The organism is Gilliamella apicola, assembly GCF_003202655.1.
Classification (GTDB): Bacteria; Pseudomonadota; Gammaproteobacteria; order Enterobacterales; family Orbaceae; genus Gilliamella; species Gilliamella apicola_R.
Window position 1 is genome coordinate 32,980 of record NZ_QGLR01000013.1, and the last position, 24,122, is coordinate 57,101.

The window sequence follows — 24,122 nt, forward strand, 5'->3', positions numbered from 1 at the left end:
GTCTCTTTATTAAAAGTTATAAAATTCTTTTTTCAATTAAATAGGGTCATATTAAGAGAGAGCTTGTTTTATATCGTTGATTAATTGATCTAATTTCGGATCTCCAATGTAGTTTTTAATACTTACAATTGGTTGTTTAACTGTATGGCTTGCTCTTTCAACCAAACGTTCTTGAATGACGACCAGATCAGCTTCTTGCGGCACATTTTCGATTGAAAAATGCTTCACAATAATCTCTTTATCAACACCATTTTCCTTCAAGAGTTTTTTAAATCTTGATGCACCTAGCGCACTTGAACCCGCTCCGGCGTCACAAGCAAAAGCAATGAATTGAATGTTTTTTAGATCAAGTTCTTGTTCATGAGATTGATTTGATAATGAAATGTCAGCTTTGGCTTTTAAATAAGCTTTATTACTTCCTTCCGTTTTAGTATTAATGACCTCTTGTTTTGAATTAGAGAAATCTTCATCTTTTTCAGTGATTGGACTGATTTTAAGTAACAAACTACAACCAATAAATGAAACTGCCGCAGCGGCACCTATACCACATATTGTTGCTAGATGCTTGCCTGGAGGAGTAAGTGCTAAGAAAGCAAAAATTGATCCTGGTGTTGCACCGGCAACTAATCCGGCATTCATAAGTGAGAAAACCATAATTCCCGCAGCCGAACCTAACATAAGTGGGAAAATCATTAGAGGACGCATATAAACATATGGGAAATACATTTCATGAATACCACCAAAGAAATGAATAATAGTAGCTGCTGGTGCCGATTTTTTACTCATACCTTTACCGAAAAAGCAGAATGCTAATAGTAGTCCTAATCCAGGGCCTGGGCTGGCAAATACCATGAAGTAAACCGAAGATCCGTTAACTAAAGCATCCTTCATCCCTAACTGATAGAATATTGCCTGATCGATAGCATTATTGAGGAATAGTACTCTCGTTGGTTCAATTAGTAAGGCAAGAGAAGCTAAATAGCCAGTTTGCAATAATCCGTCTATTGCGGCGGCAATGATATTGGTGATAGATAGCATGAATGGGCCAATAAAATAATAACCTAAAATTGCTAATCCCATTCCTAAGAAACCTAATGCAAAATTTTGAATGATGTTTTCAAAGCCATTAGGTAAACGATTTTCTAATAATTTATCCAGCTGTTTACTGCAATAGCCCCCTAAAGGTCCCATCGCCATTGCACCTAATAACATAGGTATATCTGAACCAACTACAATCCCCATGGTACCGACAGTACCAATTATTGCACCGCGTTTACCTCCAACCATGTCACCACCGGTATAACCTACCAGCATCGGTAACATATAAGTAATCATAGGGCTAACTAAACTGCCTAGTTGTTCGTTAGGTAACCAACCTGCAGGAATAAAAAGTGCGGTAATAAATCCCCAAGCCATGAAAGCGCCAATATTTGGTATAACCATAGCCGTGAGAAATCCACCAAAACTTTGAATTTTAGCTCTCAATGATAGTTTCTTATCCATAGTAAAATTCCTTAAAAAATAAAACATACACTCATATTTAATATGACTACTCATATAAGTAGTGAGTCAATAATATTTAATAAACAAAATATGTATATATATTTTTATTCAAAGTGTTAACTAAATCACATTTTAGCCATTAATTTTATGAATAGACATATTTTCAGATCTATTTAATAGGAGGTTAAATTTATTTGCAGGACATAAAGCACATTGACCATCAATAACAACTTAATAATCTGATCACTGTTTTATATAGTTGAAATATTGCTATTTGTAGTTAATTAAATGAAAATGGTAACTAATCGAGAAAATGAGGAATAAAAATGAGTGGTAACATAACAATTAAACAATTAAAAGTTATCAATTACATTACTAACCTAATTGAAGAGAAAAACTTATCTACCGGTGAAAAAATTGATACTGAAGTTAATATTGCCAAGATTTTAGATGTAACCCGTACCACAGTTAGAGAAGCGACAAGACATTTGTTAGAAGAAGGTTTGGTTTATCGTGTTAGAAAGTCAGGATTACATGTTGGTTCATCTGAACGAAATATTAATTTAACCGGTAAATTCAATGTTATTTCACATTTCGATTATCAAGCTAAAAAACAGGGTTATAAAGGATCGAGAAAAGTACTCTCAGCAAGTATTGTTCCTGTTCCTAGTGAAGAATTGGCCAATTTACTCAAATTAAAAAGAAGCGATTTTGTTTATAAAATTGAGAGATTAATGTTTTTTGATAATATTCCAGTGTCTCTCGAATTTACCCTAATACCAACAAATTTGTTTGATCAGTTTCAATTTAGTCAATTAGAGATATCTAAATTTGGCTATATTGAAGAAAGTACTGGAAAAAAAGTAAAAAAACGCATTCAAAATATCATGGCAGTAAATGTCGATGATGAAATGATTGAGAACGCATTAAATGTGGCAAAAAATACCGCATTATTAAAACTTGAGGAAGTCACTTATCTTGAGGATGATACGCCTTGTGAGCACAATATTTCTTTTATAAAAGCTGAATATCATCCTATACAAAATATAATTGAACGACGATTATAAAATTGCTGAGTGAAGCATTTGTCCAGTCTGGTGTTTAGATATATAAATTACTAATAATTAAACTATATAATTTTCGAGAACTAATTGAATACTTAACTATATGATTACCGTTAACCAACTCTTTATCTATCCAATTAAATCAATGCAAGGTATTGCGTTAACTCATGCCGAGAGTATAGATGGTGGTTTTGAATTTGACCGTATTTTAATGATAAGTGAACCGGATGGAAGATTTATTACAGCAAGGCAATATCCAGACCTTTTAAAACTGAAAACCGCAATAATTGATAATCAAATTCAGGTTTCGTTACCAACTAATGAGTCAATAATGATTAATTTTGATGAGTTCTCATTGAGTAACGAAGCAACTGAAGTTTGGGGAAATCACTTCACCTCACATATTGCGCCAATTAAAGTTAATCAATTTTTTAGCCAATTTCTGCAAAAAGATGTGCAACTACGGTGGACCGGTAAACAATTGAGTCGAAGAACTAAGCGCTATCCCGATGTACCTGTTAGCTTTGCTGATGGTTATCCATATTTGTTATTGAATCTAGCTTCATACAATTATCTTGAACAGCAATGTCCTGAAAAATTAGACATTCGGCAATTTCGTGGCAATATTATTATTGAAGGAGCACTACCTTTTGCTGAAGATGGATGGAAAACCATCAAAATTGGTGACGTTATTTTTGATATCGTTAAACCTTGTACTCGTTGTGTATTAACCACATTTAATGTTAACTCCGCCATGGCATTACCTAATAATGAACCTTTAAGAACTTTAAGTTATTTTAGAGCTGATCCAGATGGTAAACTCGATTTTGGCATGAATATGCTAGCTCGAAATCATGGCACGGTATCTGTTGGTGATAAAATAGAGGTTCTTGAACGGCAACCCGCTAAAAATTATTTAAAAAACTTCCCTAAAGATACATTAAAAGACTCGCAACCTTGTATCATTACTTTCGGAAATAAAAAAATTACCGGCAATAATCAACAGACGATTTTAGAACAACTTGAACAACATCATATCTCACTGCCTAATTCTTGTCGGGCTGGTGTATGTGGCCGTTGCTCAGTGTTATTAAAGAAAGGCAAGGTAAAATCATTAACTCAATCAGTGATTAATCAAGATAGCCGTATTCTAACCTGTAGTTGTATCCCGAAAGGAGATATCACGATAGAACTGAAAAAACAGTAATAAAGCTAGAATTAGATATGATCAATAGATAACTGATTTAATTTATTAAAATTACAAGATTAATATTAGGTTACAATGGATGTTTGGAAAAATAATATTATTTATATTTTTAGGTTTACTCTCTGCATCTGCACTGCCATTGGATCATTATAAAATGGTATTTGATGATATAAAGAGCGGCAAAGAAGGAAAAGTTATTAAAGAATTAACAGAAGGCAATTCAACCCATCTAACCTATCTTACAAGTTTAGGAATGAGTTATATTGAATTAGCGCATAATTTTAATCCTAAAAATTGCTATAAACTATATAAAATTAATGACTTAGTATCTAGTTGGTATGATAATTTTGTTCTCACCGAAAATATCTATTATAACGATTATGATGAAGATAAAGAATTTAATGAATCCTTAGCATATAAATGTAAAAAAGTAGGTTTTGCAGACATTAATTATTTTATTAAACCTAAATTAGTCGATAAAGGATTATCACTAATTCGAATAGCAATCCTGAATGGTGATTTAAACGCTGTTCGATTATTAATAGATTTAAAAGATTCAGATAAAATACCAAACAGTTATATCATTAATTTAATTAAACGGTTAAAAACAGATAATAAGATAAATATTAATCCATATATATCGTTTTTAATTGGGCAAGACTATCTTACCGATCCACTTATTGATCCAACTAGCGCATTACAGCAATTTGTTGATGCTAAAGATATTGATGATCCATCTTTATCCTATTTTATTGCTTATGCTAAGATTGAAGAGCTAATTGAGGTTTTATTAGATGATAAACACAATTTTAGTGAAGACGATTATAAATATGAAAACCAAGTAATTGATAAAAAGATCCTTGAAGATATTCATGAGAATGCTTCACGAGGCGATATAACATCCATACTTTATTTGAGCCAATATTATGTAAACGAAACAAAGCTAAATCAAGCTTTGATGTATTTTAATCAAGCTTGCTCATTATCTTCTTCACGTGCATGTGAAATATATAAACTGCGGCGCGATCTTTCAAGAAGTAGTGATCTTTACCCTTTATTAGAAAAATTTGATAAAGATACACCTGATCCTGAAATCGCCATAGCTATTGGTAAATGGTATGACTCACATAACAAGGATTTAGCTGCAATTTATTACTATTCATATGCTGCTGATAATAACCCTGAATTATTCTTTCATTATGTTAAAAGCCCTAAAATCATGGAAAAGATTGCTTCTAAGTATGACTATGATTCAAATCTTGATCAAAAAATTTATTGGTTAGAAGCAGCTGCAAATGCAGGTAGTTTTTCATCTAAACAAACATTATACGAAATGTATATAAAAGGCGATTATGTAACTAAAAATTATGACAAAGCAATTTACTGGCATCAAAGATACTGCTTCGATGAACAAGTTGAATATACAAGGGGAAGTTGTACTGCTTTAAATAGATTAAGACAAGACCCTCAATTACAACGCGCATTAGATAATGGTGATAAGCAGGCTCAGTACGAAATAGGTTCTATGTTTATTGAATATAAAACATTGTATGATATAGGAATTGATTTACTTGAAAAAGCAGCTAAACAAGGTCAATTATCAGCTGAAATGATATTACGTTTGAAGCGTCAAAAAAGCCATATAGACTTTTCTGGATAATAGCAAATTGAAAGTAGAATGATCTTATAAAATGTAATAGTTAAGTTAAAAAGAATAGATTTATAAATGAGCAGGAACTTGCTACTCATTTAGAATAAAACTCTATTAATTAAGAAATCGCTTTTAATTCTATATGGTTATCATCTAAACTCACCGAATTTTCGTTTTTTATGAACTGTTTCGCTAACGCTAATCTATCATTCATCACTTTAATCGCTTCGGAAAAATAGAAAGTTTTGTTCATAGCAACGAACGTTCTTTCGGCAATAACACACAAAGAGGCGTTTTCACCCGCTTCAACGACCAGTAAATTAACTTTTTGACCGGTTTCTTGTAAGTTCACTTCGACAATATCGGCAACTTTAGGGTTATAAAGTCTAGGTTGCTGAGAAAAATACCAGCTTTTAGGCATTTGTGGTTTTAAAAAATTCGAGGCTACCACTGCATTAATTGATAATTCAATTTTTTTTGAATCGCTTAAGAGTAAAGGTTGGCAACTATCATAAAATAGATAGTAAGCTGTTGCATCATCGACAGAAAAAGGGAATTCGCCAAAAACATCTGGTATGAGAATTTTACTTGCGTAATTACATCGAAATAATATTTCTGATGAAATTTCAAGCATTAAACTATCATATTCATTGTCAAAATACCAACGCCAGCTATCAGTTGGTCGAAAAGCCATTTTCATTGATATTTTTATCCTTACCTTAATTGAATTAAATTTGAGCAAATATAACATAGCAAACAAAAAAAATAAATAAAAAAATAAAATAACAAAAATTTAATTGTTTAATTTTTAAAAGTTTTATCAAAATTTAGAAATGATCCCAATGATCTAAGTTGGATCATTTTCGATCTTCTTGGATCAAATCTTAGCTTGCCGATAACCTAAATGATCTTAACGCCGCTAGAACTGCGATATCTGGTGATTAAGTTGGATATGATATTTATCTGCAACAACAATTAATTAAACAGAATGATTATTGTCTATTTAACCATTGGGATTGGGATTGGGATTGGGATTGGGATTATGAATTATGATTATGAAGAGCTTAACTGGACTAAAAGATGGTGAAGCAGTAGTGATTCCCCAATTATTATTGCCAATAAACCTTAATAATTCAATAAAACTAAGATCGCGGAAAAATATAACCAAACGCAAGCCATATTAAGTATAAAAAAAGGTGCCAATAGGCACCTTTTTCCGACTAAATAATTAATTAGCTCGCCACATTAATTCGTTTCATATCCGTCATATAGCTACGAAGTTTACGACCTACGATCTCAATTGGGTGATGGCGAATAGCTTCATTTACATCACGTAATTGAGCATTATCCACGCTACCTTCAGGAATAGCTTTACCTAAATCACCGGCTTGTAACATTGGCATAAATTTCTCTTTTAATAACGGAACTGCAGCGTTAGCAAATAAATAGTTACCGTATTCAGCTGTGTCAGAAATAACTACATTCATTTCATATAAACGTTTACGGGCAATGGTATTGGCGATAAGTGGCAATTCATGTAGTGATTCATAATAAGCTGATTCAGGTAGAATACCAGATTCAAGCATGGTTTCAAACGCAAGTTCCACACCAGCTTTAACCATAGCAACCATAACAACACCTTGATCAAAATAAGCTTGTTCGTCGATCTTACCTTGATATTCAGCCGCTTTTTCAAAGGCTGTTTCACCTGTCTCTTTACGCCATTTTAATAAGTTAACATCATCGTTAGCCCAATCTTTCATCATGGTTGATGAGAATTCACCAGAAATGATATCGTCCATATGTTTACGATAAAGATCTGTCATGATCACTTTTAATTCTTTCGCTAAGGCATTGGCACGTAATTTAGCTGGATTAGATAAACGATCCATCATTAAGGTAATACCACCTTGTTTTAATGCTTCGGTGATCGTTTCCCAACCGAATTGTAATAATTTACATGCATATGCAGGATCAACACCATCAGCAACAAGTTTATCAAAGCAGAGCAATGATCCTGTCTGTAACATACCACATAAGATCGTTTGTTCACCCATAAGATCCGATTTAACTTCAGCAACAAATGAAGATTGTAAGACGCCCGCTCTATGCCCCCCTGTAGCAGCTGCCCATGCTTTAGCAATGGCTAATCCTTCACCTTGCGGATCATTTTCAGGATGGACGGCGATCAAAGTTGGTACCCCAAAGCCGCGTTTATACTCTTCACGAACTTCAGTTCCCGGACATTTTGGTGCAACCATAACAACCGTAATATCTGGTCGAATTTTTTCACCAACTTCAACAATATTAAAACCATGTGAATAGCCTAGAGCCGCACCTTTTTTCATTAATGGTTGAACGGCTTGAACTACTGCTGAATGTTGCTTATCCGGCGTAAGATTGATAACTAAATCTGCGGTCGGAATCAACTCTTCATAAGTTCCTACTTTAAAGCCATTTTCTGTTGCTTTTTTCCAAGATGCTCTCTTTTCGGCAATCGCTTCTTTACGTAATGCATAAGCAATATCTAAACCAGAATCACGCATATTTAGACCTTGGTTAAGACCTTGAGCACCACAACCGACAATCACAATCTTTTTGCCTTTTAAAAAATTAGCTTCAGAAGCAAATTCATCACGCGCCATAAAACGACATTGACCTAATTGTTCTAATTTTTCGCGTAAATTTAATGTATTGAAATAGTTAGACATCATTCTCTCCATGAGTTGAATTATTTATAATCAAGTTGTTAGCACTATATCGTAAAATCATAATTGCGGAAATTGATATATTTAAAATATTATATTGCATAAATTGCAATACACTTGCCAAGTTAAATGGTTTCTTTTACTCTAAGCCACCCAATTTAATTAACCCTTTATTTAATATGGATAGACGTTACAAGCAGGCTAATAAAGAAGCAAAGCTTTCATTGTTACTCACTTTGATCTATTTTGCTGCATGGATAATCAGTGCTTATACCGTAAAAGATCAAACAGGCTTTATAGGCTTACCATTATGGTTTGAATTGTCATGTATAATGGTGCCATTGGGTTTTATCTTGTTATGTTACATCGTGGTAAAAAAACAATTTAAAAATATACCACTAGAATAGGCAATTTAATCATGCAATTAGATATTATTCTTCCGCTTATTATTTATCTTATATTCGTCTTTGCGTTATCAATATATGCATATGCAAAACGGAAAAAAGTAAATCAATTTACTGACTATTTTATTGGTAACCGCACCATGGGCGGTTTTTTATTGGCGATGACTTTAGCCGCGACTTACATTAGTGCCAGTTCATTTATTGGTGGACCAGGTGCCGCTTATAAATATGGCCTTGGTTGGGTGCTTCTATCAATGATCCAAGTTCCTACTGTTTTACTTTCACTTGGTATTTTAGGAAAAAAATTCGCCATTTTAGCACGTAAATACAATGCAATAACCTTAAGTGATATGCTCTATTCTCACTATAAAAGTAAGGTGATTGTATGGTTTGCAAGTATTGCATTAATTACAGCTTTTATTGGTGCGATGACGGTACAATTTGTAGGGGGAGCCCGTTTATTAGAATCATCCGTCGGTATACCGTATGACAATGGATTAATTATTTTTGGTTTAGGCACCGTCATCTATACGGCTTTTGGTGGATTTAGAGCCAGTATTTTAAATGATGCCTTCCAAGGCTTAGTTATGATTATTGGCGCTATTCTACTTTTAGTTGCCATTATTTACGCTGGCGGAGGAATTACCAATATAGTTGACCGTTTATATGCTATTGATCCTGCTCTATTGACGCCACAAGGTCCTGATAACTTTATGGATTTTCCTTTTATGGCTTCATTCTGGGTTTTAGTCTGTTTTGGTGTTGTCGGTTTGCCGCATACAGCCGTTCGTTGTATGGCTTATAAAGACAGTAAAGCGGTACACCGAGGGATTATTATTGGTACCGCGGTGGTGACGATCATCATGTTGACTATGCATTTATCTGGCGCGCTTGGCCGAGCCATAATCAGCGATTTAACTATTCCCGATCAAATTGTACCAACATTAATAATAAAAGTTATGCCGCCTTTAGCTGCAGGGATCTTTTTAGCTGCTCCGCTTTCCGCTATAATGTCAACGATCAATGCCCAATTACTGCAAGTATCATCGGTTATTATTAAAGATCTCTTCCTATCGATGAGACCAAATACTAAATTTAGTGATAAGCTACTAACAAGATTATCAGTCACTATTACCTATTTCTTTGGTGGATTATTAATTTTAGCTGCATGGAAACCACCGGAAATGATCATCTGGCTTAACTTGCTAGCTTTCGGTGGACTTGAAGCCGTATTCTTATGGCCATTGGTGCTTGGATTATATTGGAAAAAAGCAAATTCCACCGGCGCCCTTTGCTCAATGTTGGCTGGCGCAACAAGCTATACTATTCTGGCTATTTATAACATTAAAATCTATGCGTTCCATCCAATCGTACCATCGTTACTGATCGGATTAGTTGTATTTATCATCGCCAATCTATTTGGCCAAACAGGAAAAAAATATGCCTTGGATTCAACTCAGAATTAACACTACCAATGATTTAGCTGAACAAATCAGCGAACAGTTAGAAGAATCAGGTGCGGTATCGGTCACTTTTCAAGACACATATGATAACCCTGTTTTTGAACCTCTACCGGGTGAAACCAAACTTTGGGGAAATACCGACGTTGTCGGACTCTATGATGCTCAAACCGATATTGCCGAATTACAAGCAATATTAAATCTTGATCAATATTCTTATAAAATAGAACAGTTAGAAGATAAAGACTGGGAACGAGAATGGATGGATAACTTTCATCCAATGCAGTTCGGAAAAAGATTATGGATATGTCCTAGCTGGCGAGATATACCAGATCCGAATGCGGTCAATGTGATGTTAGATCCAGGACTAGCATTTGGTACTGGCACCCACCCTACTACCGCATTATGTTTAACTTGGTTAGATAGCCTCGATCTTAACAATAAGATTGTGATCGATTATGGTTGTGGCTCGGGTATTTTAGCCATTGCGGCACTAAAATTGGGTGCGGAGCGAGTCATTGGGATCGATATTGATCCTCAAGCGATCCAAGCTAGCCGTGACAATGCTGAACGTAATAATGTAAGTCAAAAAATTGAGTTATATTTAGCTCAAGATCTCCCAGACAATTTACAAGCTGATGTTGTTATCGCAAACATATTAGCCGGTCCGTTAAAAGAGCTTGCGCCTCAAATTAGTAAGCTGGTAAAAACGGATGGAAAGTTAGGATTATCGGGTATTTTAGCTAATCAATCTCAAAGTGTATGTGAAGCGTATAAAACTCAGTTTGAACTCGATCCAGTTATTGAACAGGAAGAGTGGTGTCGAATAACGGGTAAAAAAAAATAAAAATTTAACATTACCCCCTTTTAACTTCGAGAAAAAATGCGTAATATAGCCGGCCTTAATTCGCTTAACATTGGCAAGGTCACATTAAAAAACAATTTAATTGCTGCGCCAATGGCAGGTATAAGTGATAAACCATTTAGAAATTTATGTCATCGCTTTGGCGCAGGAATGACTGTTTCTGAAATGTTTTTAGCTAACTCTGATATATGGCATACGGATAAATCAACATTAAGAATGATTTCTAGTGATGATGTCGGTATCCGCGCGGTGCAAATCGTTGGTTCAGACCCAGATGAAATGGCTAGAGCTGCCGAGTTTAATGTTAAACATGGAGCTCAGTTAATTGATGTTAATATGGGATGCCCTGCTAAAAAAGTGAATAAGAAACTAGCTGGTTCTGCATTGATGCAGCATCCAGATTTGATAAAAACTATTTTGCAAAAAGTTGTTGGCTCAGTAGATGTACCAGTAACACTAAAAACTCGGACTGGATGGAATAAAAATAATAGAAATTGCATTGAAATCGCACAAATTGCACAGGATTGTGGCGTAAAGGCTATTACTATTCATGGGCGAACTCGTGCATGCTTATTCAATGGAGAAGTCGAATATGACTCAATAAAAGCAGTGAAAGAAAAGGTAACTATTCCTGTCATTGCTAATGGTGATATTTGTACCCCTGAACAAGCAAAAGATGTTTTCAAATATACGCAAGCTGATGGTATAATGATCGGCCGAGCGGCACAGGGGCGACCTTGGATATTTGAAGAAATTGCATTCTATTTAGCACACGGACAGTTAAAGAAAAATAAGACAATTGATGAAGTAGAACAAATAGTGTTAACCCACCTTGAAGATCTTTATCAATTTTATGGAGAATACAAAGGATTACGGATTGCCAGAAAGCATGTAAATTGGTATACCAAGAACTATGCTGATAGTGATCAATTCAGGCGCTTATTTAGTGTACTTAGCAATACAAGTGAGCAAGTAAAAACACTAAAAGCATTTTTTAGTCAAATTAGAAACAGATAAAAGAGTTAAAAATACTATGTCAGAACAACGCGTTACAGCTGCAGCACTTAAATTTACAACTGTAAACTCTCAAGACCAAATAACACAAAAACCTTTGCGAGACTCAGTAAAACAAGCTTTAAGAAACTATTTAGCCCAATTAAATGGTGAAGATCCTACTGATCTATACGAATTAGTGTTAGCTGAAGTTGAACACCCATTCCTTGATATGGTTATGCAATATACTCGTGGCAATCAAACCCGAGCAGCAAATATGCTTGGTATCAACCGTGGTACTTTACGCAAAAAATTAAAACAATATGGAATGAGTTAGTTTAAATCGCAAACCATATTATTGAATTATTTAAAAGCGCCTATTTGAGAGGGCGCTTTTTTTGTTCTCAATTATCAAATAGTTGTTATTTATGCTGAAAAGCGCTTAATTAACGTAGGAATCAAAGTTAATATTTGTCGTGACTCTTGAGGATTTTGAATACGATTCAGTAAAGTCTCAACCGCTAACTGACCTAATTCTTCTTTCGGTTGGTGGATAGTTGTCAAAGAAGGAGTCATGTATTGGGCAATTTCAATATCATCATAACCAATAATAGCAATATCCTTGCCTACTTCAAAACCGTTTCGATATAGAGTTTGGTAAGCACCAATCGCCATAGCATCATTAAAACAAAATACCGCTTGCGGTGGAATTGGCAAATCTAATAATTGCTGCATAGCCACCACGCCTGATGAAAAGTGGAAATCTCCTTGAACTTCATAACCGTCAAGTATGGTTATATTAGCGGCCTGCAAAGCATTTCTAAAGCCTTTTAAACGCAATTGAGATTGGGTATTATTCAATGGCCCCGTAATACAAGCGATCCGCTTATAATTTTGTTCAATGAGATAATTGGTGGCTAAAGTAGCACCATATAGAGAATTATCCTTTATCATGTCACAGTGGTCACTAAATGATGCCCAGTCCACCATAACTATGGCAAGTTTAGGATATTTAGTAAATATCTGTTGTGGGATTGGTTGCGTTTCAGTACACATTGTTAGTAAACCATCAACACGTTTTTGCAATAAATGTTCAATATTAGTTAGCATTCGTTGATGGTCACCTTCGGTATGACAGAGTATCAAATTATAACCGAGCCTATAACAGCATCGCTCAACGCCCTGCACTACTTCGGAGAAGAAAGGGTTATTACTTGTTGTGACTACCATACCGATAGTAAATGTTTTATTACTTTTTAAACTTCGAGCAATGGCTGATGGTGTATAATCAAGTTGTTTAATTGCCAATTCCACTTTTTCGCGAACAGCAGGACTAACATAGCGGTCATTATTAATCACATGAGAGACTGTTGATGTCGATACCTTCGCGAAATTAGCGACATCCTTCATAGTTGCCAAGTTGAATCTACCTATATACTTTGTTGCTATTTACTTTGTTGTTCAAGAAACTCTTCTACTTCATTTCGAAATGGTACTGCTGTTTGAGCGCCCGGTTTCGTTACTGATAATGCACCAGCTGCATGGGCATATATAACCGCTTGTTCTAAGGTTTTACCTTCTAATAACGCGGTAACTAGCATACCATTGAAGGTATCCCCGGCACCAATAGTATCAATTGCTTTGACTTTAAATCCAGCAATGATTGTGCCTCGCTGTGCCGAGCTTACCCAGGCACCTTTACTGCCTAAAGTAATAATAACCGTTTCGATACCTTTGTTATGTAAAATCATCGCCGCTTGCTCAGCATCTTGCTCCGTTAAGATTTTAATACCGGTTAAGTATTCAGCTTCTGTTTCATTAGGGGTAATAATATCAATGTGTTTCAGTAAATCATCTGATAATGTTTGCGCAGGCGCTGGATTTAAGATGACTTGCGTCTGATGTTGTTTAGCCAATTTTGCAGCTTGTTCAATTGTTGGCAACGGTGTTTCCAGTTGCATTAAAATGGCATCAGCACTGATAATATCTTCTTTATATTTGAGTAAATACTCTGTTGTAACTTGTGCATTCGCACCGGCATGGATAGCAATTTGATTTTCACCTTGCGCATTTACTAAAATCAAAGCGACCCCAGTATTTTGCCCATCAATACAAGCTACTGAACAGGTATTAATATTATCGTTGTTAAGCAGTTGTTTAATTTTGTTACCTAGTTCATCATTTCCGACCGCGGCAATAAACTGAATATTGGCACCCAATCGACCAGCTGCAACAGCTTGATTGGCTCCTTTACCACCAAAAGAAATTTTATAGTTGGATCCTGATAATGTTTCACCCGGTTTCGGAAACTTAGGAACATTTAATATATGATCAACATTAACACTACCTAATACAATCAATTTTTTGCGTTTCATTTATCTCATTCCTAATTAAGTAGGACGCTTAGCACGTCCTAATCTAATCTATTTACTAATTAATTTTAACTCTACAGGGATACTTGGACTAACTTTTTCACCTTTTATAACTTTATCGGCAATTTCGATCCCAATTGCGCCAATTTTTTCAGGTTGTTGTGCCACAGTTGCTGCTAATTTACCGCGTTCTACAGATTTGATGCCATCATCGGTACCATCGAACCCTACGACCATAATATCAGTTCGACCAGCGGTTTGAATCGCTCGCATTGCCCCTAATGCCATTTCATCATTTTCTGCAAAAACAGCTTGAACAGCAGGATAAGCCGTCAATAAATTTTGCATAACGTTCATACCTTTAGCTCGGTCAAAATCCGCAGGTTGTGCTGTTAAAATGGTAAAATTATTTTCTTGTTGTGACTGATTAAATCCTTCACCTCTTTCACGTGAAGCTGAAGTACCAACAATTCCTTGTAGTTGAATGACTTTTGCCTGTTTACCTAACTGACTAACAATAAAATCACCGGCCATTTTACCACCAGCCACATTGTCTGATGCTATATGACTAACCACCTCACCTTTAACTGAACCACGGTCAAGGGTAATAACGGGAATATTTGCCTTGTTAGCCGCTAAAACAGCGTTACCAACGGCTTCCGAGTCTGTCGGATTAATTAAAATAATCTTGGTACCTTTAACAATTGTATCTTCAACATTTGCCAACTCTTTGGCGGGATTATTTTGGGAATCTAACACTACTAAATCGTAACCTAGTTCATTAGCTTTTTTTACCGCTCCCTCTTTTAAAGTAACAAAAAATGGATTGTTTAGCGTGGATATTACTAAAGCAATATTCTCTTTTGCCGAAGCATGAAAGACAAATAAAAAACTTATTAATATAGCAATGTACTTATTTAATCTCATAACTTTCTCCTAGTTACTTTTGTTTAAAAAATTACTTATTAGTTTTTTTATCGACTAAAACCGCGAGTAATATAACTACCCCTTTGACTATCATTTGATAATAAGCATCGACCCCTAACATATTTAAGCCATTATTCAAAAAGCCTAGAATTAACGCTCCAATTAGGGTTCCGATAATTTTACCGCGCCCTCCTGACATACTGGTGCCGCCAAGCACTACAGCAGCAATTGCATCCATCTCGTAGCCGGTTCCGGCTGTAGGTTGAGCTGAGGACAACCTTGAAACCTCAATCGTACTGGCAACAGCACACAGCAAACCACTCATTGCATAAACAATAATTTTTACTTTATCAACATTGATACCTGATAATTGTGTTGCGGATTCATTACCACCAAGAGCATAAATATAGCGACCTAAACGGGTATATTTCAATAAATACCATGCTGCGGCAAACACAATAATCATAATGATAATTGGAACAGGAATACCGAATACTCGACCAAATGCGATCCATTCAAACATTTCGGAATTATCATTAGTACCGGTCGAAATTGGACTTCCTTTGGTATATACCTGTGTTGCACCACGTAGGATTAACATCATCACTAATGTTGCAATAAAAGCTTGAAGCTTTCCTTTCGCAATAATGACGCCTGAAAAGGCCCCCAATATTGCACTTAAAATTAAAGCAGCACATATAGCAATAAATGGGGAAATGTCAGCACCAATCATCGATGCCGTCACTGCACCGGCTAGTGCAAATATCGAGCCAACAGCAAGATCAATACCGGATGTTAAAATGACTAAGGTCATTCCAACCGCAATAATGGCGTTGATTGACGTTTGCTGCAAAATATTAAAAATGTTATTTAACGTGAAAAAATTATCACTTAAACAAGAAACGATTAGGATTAATACTAGTAACGTTATTAATGACTTCTGCTCAACTAATACGTTTTTGAGCGTTTTATTTTGCAGCATCAGATTTCTCCTGTATTTTTTCCTACGGCAGCCGCCATAAGTTTTTCTTGTGTTGCTTCATTAATAGTAAAATCGCCGGTTATTTTTCCCTCATAAATAACCAAAATACGGTCACTCATGCCAAGAATTTCGGGCATGTCAGATGAAACTAAGATGACACTTAACCCTTGTTGTTTGAATTGATTGATAAGTTGATAAATTTCCTTTTTAGCGCCAACATCAACGCCTCTGGTCGGTTCATCGAGAATTAATATGCTTGGACGAGTCATTAATCCTTTAGCAATAGCGACTTTTTGTTGATTACCACCTGATAATAGCCCTATAGTTTGATTAATTGATGGAGTTTTAATATTGAATAATCCCACATAGTCATCAACCGCTTGTCGTTCATTTTTTAGTTTTAATTGTTTAAATTGATTGACAAAATAACCAAGTGAATTGAGTGTCATATTATCTTTAACTGACATGCCTAAAATTAATCCATCTCTTTTACGATCTTCAGAGATATAAACAATGCCGTTCATTAAACCATCTTTTGGCGAACGCGTTTTAATCGCTTTGCCATTTAAAGTTATTGTTCCTGATTTAGCGGGATTTGCGCCATAAATCATCTTCATCAACTCAGTACGTCCTGCCCCCATAAGACCAGAGATACCTAATATTTCACCGGCATGAAGAGAAAAACTAACATCATTTACACCATCACCAATAAGATGATTAACCTGTAACGTGATATCTCCTCGATCCATCGCAATGCGTGGATATTGTTCTTCAAGTTTACGACCAACCATCATCTCAATTAAACTATCTTCATCCAATTGCGAAATTTTCTTTTCACCTACAAATTGACCATCACGTAATACGGTCACTGCATCGCAAATTTCAAAGATCTCTTTTAGGCGATGAGAGATATAGACAATGCCACAATTTTGTTTTTTAAGTTTATTAATGACTTCAAATAATGAAGCGGTTTCTGTATCGGTGAGAGCATCGGTTGGTTCATCCATAATGATAACTTTGGAATCAAAACTTAACACTTTAGCAATTTCAACCATTTGCTGTTCACCAATAGATAATTCACTAATCAATCTTCGACTGTTATAGCTCAAATGCAATTGTGCTAATAATTTATCAGCTTCAGCATAGGTCTTTTGCCAATCAATACAGCCAAATTTGTTGATAAATTCTCGACCTAAAAAGATATTTTCGGCGATGGATAATTGCGGTATTAAATTCAATTCTTGGTGAATTATACCTATTCCCGCTAATTGTGAAGCTTTGGGGCCATTGAAGTTAACTTTATTACCTTGATAAATAATTTCACCAGTATCTTTTGTATATATTCCAGTGAGTACTTTCATTAACGTAGATTTACCTGCGCCATTTTCACCAATTAAAGCCATAACTTGACCGGCTTTAACGGTCAAATTAGCACCTGAAAGCGCTTTAACACCGGGAAAAGATTTAGATATATCAGTAAGTTGTAACAAAATATCACTCATAAAATTCCCATTATTTTAATTGTTTTTTAAAAAATTACGCCCGACTGTAGAATAATATTCGCGTAGGGTGAGCATTCACCAGTTCTAATTACCGCTTTGCATTCAGCGGTTTGATGTTTTAACATTTCGTGAGTGACATATTTGATATCAATTATCTTTTGTTGTGATTGCTCAATTTTTTTAATCTGCCTTAATATTTTTCTATTTATCTCTGGATTATGTTTAAGAATCTCTTCTGCCAAGAGGACTTTTTCAATTTGCATAGATTCAGATACAGATTCTAAAACTTGCATGAATGATGGCACGCCAAAAGTCAACGCCAGATCGATTCTTTCAACATTTTCAGGGATGGGTAAACCTGCATCACCAATAGCAATTTGATCGGTATGTCCCATTTTAGTTAAGGTTTGAACTATTACTGAATTGAACAACTTACTTTTAAACATAATGCAATCCTTAGAATAATAATGAAATTGTTCATCGAAACGTTTCGATGGCGGCATAATTTATCGAAAATTGAAGCATAATGTGTCGAAACTAAATGAATTGCAATGGATAAAATATAAACTTGTGATCCGGATCAACATAATTATTCATTATTAAAATTATAGGAAGAAAAAAGAGATATTTTGTTTCTCACTATCTAATGGAAAAATAGATTGATAATGAACTTTTGCTAAAAGTTTGCTAGAATAGATTGATTTTAAATTATTTAATCTGGAGAATTTTATGGCAGGTCATAGTAAATGGGCCAATACCAAACATCGTAAAGCAGCTCAAGATGCTAAGCGCGGTAAAATCTTTACCAAAATTATTCGCGAACTTGTAACCGCAGCTAAACTTGGTGGTGGCGATCCAGCGTCTAACCCTCGTCTACGGGCTGCAATGGACAAAGCTTTATCTAACAACATGACTCGAGATACCATGAATAGAGCGATTGCTCGTGGTGTTGGCGGTGAAGATGATACTAATATGGAAACTATCATCTATGAAGGTTATGGACCAGCCGGTACTGCGGTAATGGTAGAGTGCTTGAGTGATAATCGTAACCGCACAGTTTCAGAAGTGCGCCACGCGTTTACCAAAACCGGTGGCAACCTAGGTACTGATGGCTCAGTTTCTTACTTATTCACAAAAAAAGGCGTGATCTCATACCCTACTGGAACAGACGAAGACCAAGTGATGGATGCCGCACTTGAAGCCGGTGCTGATGATGTTGTGACTTATGATGATGCTGCAATTGATGTGTTCACAACACCAGAATCATTTGGTGAAGTTAAAGATGCTCTCGATGCGGCAGGTTTAGTCGCTGAATCAGCTGAAGTGTCAATGATTCCTGCAACTAAAGTTGATTTGGATATTGACTCTGCACCAAAACTACTACGTCTTATCGATATGCTTGAAGATTGTGATGATGTTCAAGAAGTCTATCATAACGGAGAAGTTTCAGACGAAGTTGCAGCTGCACTCTAATGACTATCATTCTGGGTATTGACCCAGGCTCTCGTTTGACGGGTTACGGCGTAATTCGTCAAACTGGACGACAATTGACTTATCTTGGCAGTGGTTGTATCCGTACGGCTGTCGATGACTTACCAACGCGTTTAAAACGTGTCTACGCTGGCGTTAGCGAAATTATTCTACAATTTCAACCCGATATGTTTGCTATAGAACAAGTGTTTATGGCTCGTAATGCTGATTCGGCCTTAAAATTAGGTCAAGCACGCGGTTCAGCTATCGTAGCTGCCGTTAATAATGATTTACCGGTTTTTGAATATGCCGCCCGCTTAGTTAAGCAAAGTGTAGTTGGCACTGGTGCAGCTGACAAAAAACAAGTTCAACACATGGTTAAGCTACTACTGAAACTACCTGCCAGTCCCCAAGCTGATGCGGCTGATGCACTAGCTATAGCAATTACGCATGCGCATATGAGTCAACAATTAATCAAATCGCATCGGTAAGTACTGACTTGATTAAAAAACACCTCTATCAAAGCTTATTTATTTAACCCATCCTATTTCATCAATTTAAAACATAATCAAATAAAAAAAACTGACTAATTATCAATACAACCTGTAATTAATATTTACATAAAATAGCACCAATATCATTGGTACTGTTAATTGATATCATTTAATCGTAGTTAACTATTCATCAATTAGTCTTCTGTTTTACCAGTATAATTACTCGGTAGTACGACTTTATTCTTATGTTTAGTAAATAATTTAGTAATAAACAAGAAGAATAATGGAACATAGAATATCGCCAAGAATGTGGCCGTTAACCTACCACCGATTACCCCAGTTCCTACCGCATTTCAAAAATAAAACTAATTATTATTAAAACCTACAATTTAAAATTTGCATAAAAAAAGCACCAATACTCTTGGTACTGTTAATTGATATCATTTAATCATAGTTAACTATTTATCGATTAGTCCTCTGTTTTACCAGTATAGTTACTCGGTAATACGGATTTATTCTTATGTTTAGTAAATAATTTAGTAATAAACAAGAAGAATAATGGAATATAGAATATTGCCAAGAGTGTGGCCGTTAACCTACCACCGATTACCCCAGTTCCTACCGCATTTCAAAAATAAAACTAATTATTATTAAAACCTACAATCTAAAATTTGCATAAAAAAAGCACCAATACTCTTGGTGCTTTTAATTGATATTATTTAATCGTAGTTAACTATTCATCGATTAGTCTTCTGTTTTACCAGTATAATTACTCGGTAGTACGACTTTATTCTTATGTTTAGTAAATAATTTAGTAATAAACAAGAAGAATAATGGAACATAGAATATCGCCAAGAATGTGGCCGTTAACATACCACCGATTACTCTGGTTCTTACCGCATTTCAAAAATAAGACTAATTATTATTAAAAACAACAATTTAAAATTTGCATAAAAAAGCACCAATACTCTTGGTACTGTTAATTGATATTATTTAATCATAGTTAGCTGTTTATCGATTAGTCTTCTGTTTTACCAGTATAGTTACTCGGTAATACGGATTTATTCTTATGTTTAGTAAATAATTTAGTAATAAACAAGAAGAATAATGGAATATAGAATATTGCCAAGAATGTGGCCGTTAACCTACCACCGATTACCCCAGTTCCTACCGCATTTCAAAAATAAAACTAATTATTATTAAAACCTACAATCTAAAATTTGCATAAAAAAAGCACCAATACTCTTGGTGCTTTTAATTGATATTATTTAATCGTAGTTAACTATTCATCGATTAGTCTTCTGTTTTACCAGTATAATTACTCGGTAGTACGACTTTATTCTTATGTTTAGTAAATAATTTAGTAATAAACAAGAAGAATAATGGAACATAGAATATCGCCAAGAATGTGGCCGTTAACATACCACCGATTACCCCAGTTCCTACCGCATTCTGACTTACAGAACCGGCACCACTACTTGTCGCGAGTGGGTATACACCAAGAATAAAGGCAAATGATGTCATTAAAATTGGACGTAAACGTAGGCGACAAGCTTCTAATGTTGCATCGATTAATGATTTACCTTCTTTTTCTAATGCATCTTTAGCAAATTCTACAATCAGAATAGCATTCTTAGCCGATAGCCCCATGGTGGTTAATAGACCAACGATAAAGTAAATATCGTTATCAAGACCTCTAATCATTGTCGCATATACGGTACCAATAATACCTAATGGGATCACGAATAAGATCGAAATAGGTACCGTCCAACTTTCATATAGAGCAGCCAATGACAAGAACACCACAATTAGAGAAATAATATAAAGTGTTGTTGTTTGTGAACCAGTTTGACGTTCTTGGTAAGAAATATCTGTCCAGTCAAAGGAGAAACCTTTAGGTAAATTTTTAGATAATTCTTCCATTATTGCCATAGCTTGACCAGAGCTCATACCCGGCGCAGCTGAACCACTGATCCCCATCGCGGCTACACCATCGTAACGAACCAATGATGGTGAACCATAACTTTTCGTTGTGGTAGCAAACGCATCATAAGGAACCATTTCACCTTTTTGATTTTTTACATGCCAGAAACTAAAGTCATCAGGTAACATTCGATAAGCTGCATCAGATTGTAAATAGACCTTTTTAACACGGTTGTTATACACAAAATCATCAATATAGGCAGAACCTAATGCAGTTGAAAGTACGGTATTAACACTACTTACAGCAACACCAAGTGCTTGAGCGGTTTCGAAATCCACATTAATTTTATATTGTGGTACATCTAACATACTACCTGGACGAACTTGTTGTAAGTTAGGATTTTGTGCAGCTTGTCCCAACAGTTGGAAAAATGCCCCCATCAAAGCATCATGTCCAAGACCTGCGGTATCTTTTAACATATAAGAGAAACCATTAGCCATACCAAGTGACGGTACTGCTGGTACATTAGTAATAATGACGCGGCCTTCAGTTATCGTTGATGCAAATCCAAAACCACTACCCACCAAAGCATCCACTTTTTGATCTGGACGTTTACGCTCATCCCAATCTTTTAATCGGATAAAGCCAAGCCCCATGTTTTGACCACGACCAACCATACTGAAACCAGCAACAGTAAAGATCTCCTTCACTGAATCAGCTTTCTCATTCATATAAAATTGAGAGGTTTTGTTCAAAACACTCATGGTTTGTTCTAATGTCGATCCGGGTGGTAACTCAACCATTACAATTAATACACCCTGATCTTCATTTGGTAAGAAACCAGTTGGTAAACGATTAAAGCCAAAGATTAAGCAAACAACAATCAAACCATAGCAAACAAATGAAATAAGTGGATAACGAATAAATTTAATCACACCTTTTTCATAGGCATGCAGGCTTTTGTTATATAAATTATTGAACTTATTAAAGAACCATTTAGTCCCAATTGAAAGCCAACTAAATGGTGGAACACTTTCAAGTTTTTCACCAATTGTGGTTTTTTTAATTTTGCTTTTAGATGGTGCTTTCAAGATTTGCGCACAAAGTGCTGGTGTTAACACAATTGCCATCAGCACGGACAAAGCCATCGACGTTACAATTGTGATTGAAAATTGACGATAGATTCCCCCTGCTGCACCGCCATAGAATGCCATTGGAACGAATACCGCGGAAAGCACCACAGCTATACCAACTAACGCCGAGGTGATCTGCTCCATCGACTTAACTGTTGCATCATACGGGGATAACCCTTCATCATGCATAATACGTTCAACGTTCTCAATTACCACGATGGCATCATCGACCAGAAGACCGATAGCCAGTACCATAGCAAACATCGATAACGTATTAATGGTAAATCCACAAATATATAAAACCGCAAATGTACCTAACAATACTACTGGTACCGTAATAGTTGGGATAAGTGTAGAACGTAGATTTTGTAAAAAGACATACATAACGATAACAACCAAAATGATTGCTTCGATTAAAGTATGTACCACGTTGTTAATCGATAATTTAACAAATGGTGTTGTATCATAAGGATAGGCAAATTTAATATCTTCAGGGAAAATCTGAGATAACTCTTGAATTTTTTGGTCAACTTTAGCTGATGTGTCCAGTTGGTTGGCACCAGTTGCTAAATAAATACCTAAACCTGCTGATGGTTTACCATCATAGCGTGAAAGAAAGTTGTAGTCAGCAGCACCAATTTCAACATTAGCCACATCTTTTAATAAAATATTGGAACCATCAGTATTAACCCGTAGCAAAATATTTTGAAATTGTTCCGGTGTTTTTAAACGTGATTGAGCAGTGATGGTTGCGTTAAGCTCTTGCCCCTCTGTTGCTGGTAAAGCACCAAGTTGCCCCGCAGTAACCTGCGCATTTTGCGCTTGAATAGCGCCAATAATCTCTTCGATAGATAGATTAAAATAGTTCAGTTTATTGGGATCTAACCAAATACGCATTGCATATTCAGAACCAAATAACTGGGTATCGCCTACCCCTTGAACACGACGGATCTGATCTTGTACCGTTGAATAAATAAAGTCAGCAATATCCGCTTGCGTTTTTTGTGGGTTTGTAGAATAGAAACCGATAACTTTTAAGAAGTTAGTATTATTCTTAGCAACCGACACACCATTTTTTTGCACACTTTCAGGTAGACGTGATTTAATACTCTCTACTTTATTTAAGACTTGTACTTGAGCAAAATCTGGGCTGGTACCAGGTGCAAAAGTCAATGTTGTTTGGACCACACCTTGAGCACTACTGGTTGACTTCATATAAATCAAATTATCTAAACCAGTTAAGTTTTGCTCGATTAATTGCGTAACAGTGTTTTCAATGGTTTGCGCATCAGCACCTGGGTAAACAGCAGAAACAGTAACAGCAGGCGGCGCGATATCAGGATACTGTTCTACAGCGAGTAGCTTAATACATAAGGCTCCCCCCAGCATCATCATGATAGCAATTACCCATGCAAAAACAGGTCTATCAATAAAAAACTTAGCCATAATTAAACCTACCCCTG

At 35.6% G+C, this 24,122-nt stretch carries 21 protein-coding genes; 10 read left to right on the forward strand and 11 right to left on the reverse strand.

The window, feature by feature from the left end; all coding sequences use genetic code 11:
* Positions 1-51: 51 nt before the first annotated feature.
* Positions 52-1,503, reverse strand: a complete 1,452-nt coding sequence (locus DKK70_RS11510) for a PTS mannitol transporter subunit IICB (RefSeq protein WP_110434142.1) — start codon at positions 1,501-1,503, stop codon at positions 52-54.
* 326 nt (positions 1,504-1,829) lie between these two features.
* Between DKK70_RS11510 and DKK70_RS11515 the strand changes: the two genes are divergently transcribed.
* The 3 genes from DKK70_RS11515 to DKK70_RS11525 all read left to right on the forward strand — a co-directional run bounded on the left by DKK70_RS11515 (position 1,830) and on the right by DKK70_RS11525 (position 5,434).
* Entirely contained in the window at positions 1,830-2,570 is a 741-nt protein-coding gene (locus DKK70_RS11515; RefSeq protein WP_110434143.1) for a GntR family transcriptional regulator, read from the forward strand.
* Positions 2,571-2,670: 100 nt separating this feature from the next.
* Positions 2,671-3,774: a YcbX family protein gene (locus tag DKK70_RS11520; protein ID WP_110434144.1), complete on the forward strand. Its 1,104-nt coding sequence runs from the start codon at positions 2,671-2,673 to the stop codon at positions 3,772-3,774.
* 79 nt (positions 3,775-3,853) lie between these two features.
* Positions 3,854-5,434 carry a tetratricopeptide repeat protein gene (locus DKK70_RS11525; protein WP_110434145.1) on the forward strand — a complete coding sequence of 527 codons (1,581 nt, stop codon included), beginning with the start codon at positions 3,854-3,856 and terminating at the stop codon, positions 5,432-5,434.
* A 109-nt stretch (positions 5,435-5,543) separates the two neighbouring features.
* Here DKK70_RS11525 and DKK70_RS11530 read toward each other — a convergent pair whose 3' ends face one another.
* Positions 5,544-6,125 (reverse strand): cell division protein ZapC, encoded by a 582-nt coding sequence (locus DKK70_RS11530; RefSeq protein ID WP_181415995.1) that lies wholly within the window; start codon positions 6,123-6,125, stop codon positions 5,544-5,546.
* Between the two features lie 532 nt (positions 6,126-6,657).
* The gene (gene ilvC, locus DKK70_RS11535) at positions 6,658-8,136 is read right to left on the reverse strand and encodes a ketol-acid reductoisomerase (RefSeq protein WP_110423872.1); all 1,479 of its coding nucleotides are present in this window, start codon (positions 8,134-8,136) and stop codon (positions 6,658-6,660) included.
* Positions 8,137-8,312: 176 nt separating this feature from the next.
* Here ilvC and DKK70_RS11540 point away from each other — a divergent pair, with 176 nt between their 5' ends.
* From DKK70_RS11540 to fis, 5 genes are read left to right on the forward strand one after another with little or no spacing between them, the layout of a single operon-like run.
* Positions 8,313-8,540 carry a YhdT family protein gene (locus tag DKK70_RS11540; RefSeq protein ID WP_110434305.1) on the forward strand — a complete coding sequence of 76 codons (228 nt, stop codon included), beginning with the start codon at positions 8,313-8,315 and terminating at the stop codon, positions 8,538-8,540.
* Between the two features lie 11 nt (positions 8,541-8,551).
* Entirely contained in the window at positions 8,552-10,003 is a 1,452-nt protein-coding gene (gene panF / locus DKK70_RS11545; protein WP_110434147.1) for a sodium/pantothenate symporter, read from the forward strand.
* Positions 9,978-10,844, forward strand: a complete 867-nt coding sequence (gene prmA / locus DKK70_RS11550) for a 50S ribosomal protein L11 methyltransferase (protein WP_110434148.1) — start codon at positions 9,978-9,980, stop codon at positions 10,842-10,844. The genes panF and prmA overlap by 26 nt, the downstream gene beginning before the upstream one ends.
* Positions 10,845-10,880: 36 nt before the next feature.
* Positions 10,881-11,879 carry a tRNA dihydrouridine synthase DusB gene (gene dusB / locus DKK70_RS11555; RefSeq protein ID WP_110434149.1) on the forward strand — a complete coding sequence of 333 codons (999 nt, stop codon included), beginning with the start codon at positions 10,881-10,883 and terminating at the stop codon, positions 11,877-11,879.
* Between the two features lie 16 nt (positions 11,880-11,895).
* On the forward strand, positions 11,896-12,192 hold the full coding sequence (gene fis, locus DKK70_RS11560; RefSeq protein ID WP_110434150.1) for a DNA-binding transcriptional regulator Fis: 297 nt from the start codon (positions 11,896-11,898) through the stop codon (positions 12,190-12,192).
* An 89-nt stretch (positions 12,193-12,281) separates the two neighbouring features.
* Here the strand turns inward: fis and DKK70_RS11565 are convergent, their stop codons facing one another.
* The 6 genes from DKK70_RS11565 to rbsD are packed head-to-tail and all read right to left on the reverse strand — an operon-like array spanning position 12,282 to position 18,084.
* The gene (locus tag DKK70_RS11565; protein ID WP_110434151.1) at positions 12,282-13,274 is read right to left on the reverse strand and encodes a substrate-binding domain-containing protein; all 993 of its coding nucleotides are present in this window, start codon (positions 13,272-13,274) and stop codon (positions 12,282-12,284) included.
* Positions 13,275-13,300: 26 nt separating this feature from the next.
* Positions 13,301-14,230, reverse strand: coding sequence for a ribokinase (gene rbsK, locus DKK70_RS11570; RefSeq protein ID WP_110434152.1), 930 nt, complete (start codon positions 14,228-14,230; stop codon positions 13,301-13,303).
* 48 nt (positions 14,231-14,278) lie between these two features.
* Positions 14,279-15,154 (reverse strand): ribose ABC transporter substrate-binding protein RbsB, encoded by an 876-nt coding sequence (gene rbsB, locus DKK70_RS11575; protein ID WP_110434153.1) that lies wholly within the window; start codon positions 15,152-15,154, stop codon positions 14,279-14,281.
* Positions 15,155-15,185: 31 nt separating this feature from the next.
* The gene (rbsC, locus tag DKK70_RS11580) at positions 15,186-16,136 is read right to left on the reverse strand and encodes a ribose ABC transporter permease (RefSeq protein WP_110434154.1); all 951 of its coding nucleotides are present in this window, start codon (positions 16,134-16,136) and stop codon (positions 15,186-15,188) included.
* Entirely contained in the window at positions 16,136-17,638 is a 1,503-nt protein-coding gene (gene rbsA / locus DKK70_RS11585; RefSeq protein WP_110434155.1) for a ribose ABC transporter ATP-binding protein RbsA, read from the reverse strand. Before rbsA ends, rbsC begins: the two co-directional genes overlap by 1 nt.
* A gap of 26 nt (positions 17,639-17,664) precedes the next feature.
* Positions 17,665-18,084, reverse strand: a complete 420-nt coding sequence (rbsD, locus tag DKK70_RS11590; RefSeq protein ID WP_110434156.1) for a D-ribose pyranase — start codon at positions 18,082-18,084, stop codon at positions 17,665-17,667.
* A gap of 283 nt (positions 18,085-18,367) precedes the next feature.
* Between rbsD and DKK70_RS11595 the strand changes: the two genes are divergently transcribed.
* The gene (locus tag DKK70_RS11595) at positions 18,368-19,111 is read left to right on the forward strand and encodes a YebC/PmpR family DNA-binding transcriptional regulator (protein ID WP_110434157.1); all 744 of its coding nucleotides are present in this window, start codon (positions 18,368-18,370) and stop codon (positions 19,109-19,111) included.
* Positions 19,111-19,599, forward strand: a complete 489-nt coding sequence (gene ruvC / locus DKK70_RS11600) for a crossover junction endodeoxyribonuclease RuvC (protein ID WP_034883631.1) — start codon at positions 19,111-19,113, stop codon at positions 19,597-19,599. The genes DKK70_RS11595 and ruvC overlap by 1 nt, the downstream gene beginning before the upstream one ends.
* Before the next feature lie 747 nt (positions 19,600-20,346).
* On the opposite strand, the gene DKK70_RS17270 is transcribed toward ruvC, so the two are convergent.
* Positions 20,347-20,475, reverse strand: a complete 129-nt coding sequence (locus DKK70_RS17270; RefSeq protein ID WP_258363943.1) for a hypothetical protein — start codon at positions 20,473-20,475, stop codon at positions 20,347-20,349.
* Between the two features lie 420 nt (positions 20,476-20,895).
* Entirely contained in the window at positions 20,896-24,105 is a 3,210-nt protein-coding gene (locus DKK70_RS11605) for an efflux RND transporter permease subunit (protein WP_110434158.1), read from the reverse strand.
* Positions 24,106-24,122 lie beyond the last annotated feature (17 nt).

Excerpts from the sequence above, each read along its gene's own strand:
- panF (WP_110434147.1), top strand. The coding sequence starts at position 8,552 with ATGCAATTAGATATTATTCTTCCGCTTATTATTTATCTTATATTCGTC.
- rbsK (WP_110434152.1), bottom strand. The coding sequence starts at position 14,230 with ATGAAACGCAAAAAATTGATTGTATTAGGTAGTGTTAATGTTGATCAT.
- DKK70_RS11530 (WP_181415995.1), bottom strand. The coding sequence starts at position 6,125 with ATGAAAATGGCTTTTCGACCAACTGATAGCTGGCGTTGGTATTTTGAC.
- DKK70_RS11515 (WP_110434143.1), top strand. The coding sequence starts at position 1,830 with ATGAGTGGTAACATAACAATTAAACAATTAAAAGTTATCAATTACATT.
- ilvC (WP_110423872.1), bottom strand. The coding sequence starts at position 8,136 with ATGTCTAACTATTTCAATACATTAAATTTACGCGAAAAATTAGAACAA.
- DKK70_RS11525 (WP_110434145.1), top strand. The coding sequence starts at position 3,854 with ATGTTTGGAAAAATAATATTATTTATATTTTTAGGTTTACTCTCTGCA.
- DKK70_RS11520 (WP_110434144.1), top strand. The coding sequence starts at position 2,671 with ATGATTACCGTTAACCAACTCTTTATCTATCCAATTAAATCAATGCAA.
- DKK70_RS11605 (WP_110434158.1), bottom strand. The coding sequence starts at position 24,105 with ATGGCTAAGTTTTTTATTGATAGACCTGTTTTTGCATGGGTAATTGCT.
- dusB (WP_110434149.1), top strand. The coding sequence starts at position 10,881 with ATGCGTAATATAGCCGGCCTTAATTCGCTTAACATTGGCAAGGTCACA.
- rbsC (WP_110434154.1), bottom strand. The coding sequence starts at position 16,136 with ATGCTGCAAAATAAAACGCTCAAAAACGTATTAGTTGAGCAGAAGTCA.
- DKK70_RS11595 (WP_110434157.1), top strand. The coding sequence starts at position 18,368 with ATGGCAGGTCATAGTAAATGGGCCAATACCAAACATCGTAAAGCAGCT.
- ruvC (WP_034883631.1), top strand. The coding sequence starts at position 19,111 with ATGACTATCATTCTGGGTATTGACCCAGGCTCTCGTTTGACGGGTTAC.
- rbsA (WP_110434155.1), bottom strand. The coding sequence starts at position 17,638 with ATGAGTGATATTTTGTTACAACTTACTGATATATCTAAATCTTTTCCC.
- fis (WP_110434150.1), top strand. The coding sequence starts at position 11,896 with ATGTCAGAACAACGCGTTACAGCTGCAGCACTTAAATTTACAACTGTA.
- DKK70_RS11540 (WP_110434305.1), top strand. The coding sequence starts at position 8,313 with ATGGATAGACGTTACAAGCAGGCTAATAAAGAAGCAAAGCTTTCATTG.
- rbsD (WP_110434156.1), bottom strand. The coding sequence starts at position 18,084 with ATGTTTAAAAGTAAGTTGTTCAATTCAGTAATAGTTCAAACCTTAACT.
- DKK70_RS17270 (WP_258363943.1), bottom strand. The coding sequence starts at position 20,475 with ATGTTAACGGCCACATTCTTGGCGATATTCTATGTTCCATTATTCTTC.
- prmA (WP_110434148.1), top strand. The coding sequence starts at position 9,978 with ATGCCTTGGATTCAACTCAGAATTAACACTACCAATGATTTAGCTGAA.
- rbsB (WP_110434153.1), bottom strand. The coding sequence starts at position 15,154 with ATGAGATTAAATAAGTACATTGCTATATTAATAAGTTTTTTATTTGTC.
- DKK70_RS11510 (WP_110434142.1), bottom strand. The coding sequence starts at position 1,503 with ATGGATAAGAAACTATCATTGAGAGCTAAAATTCAAAGTTTTGGTGGA.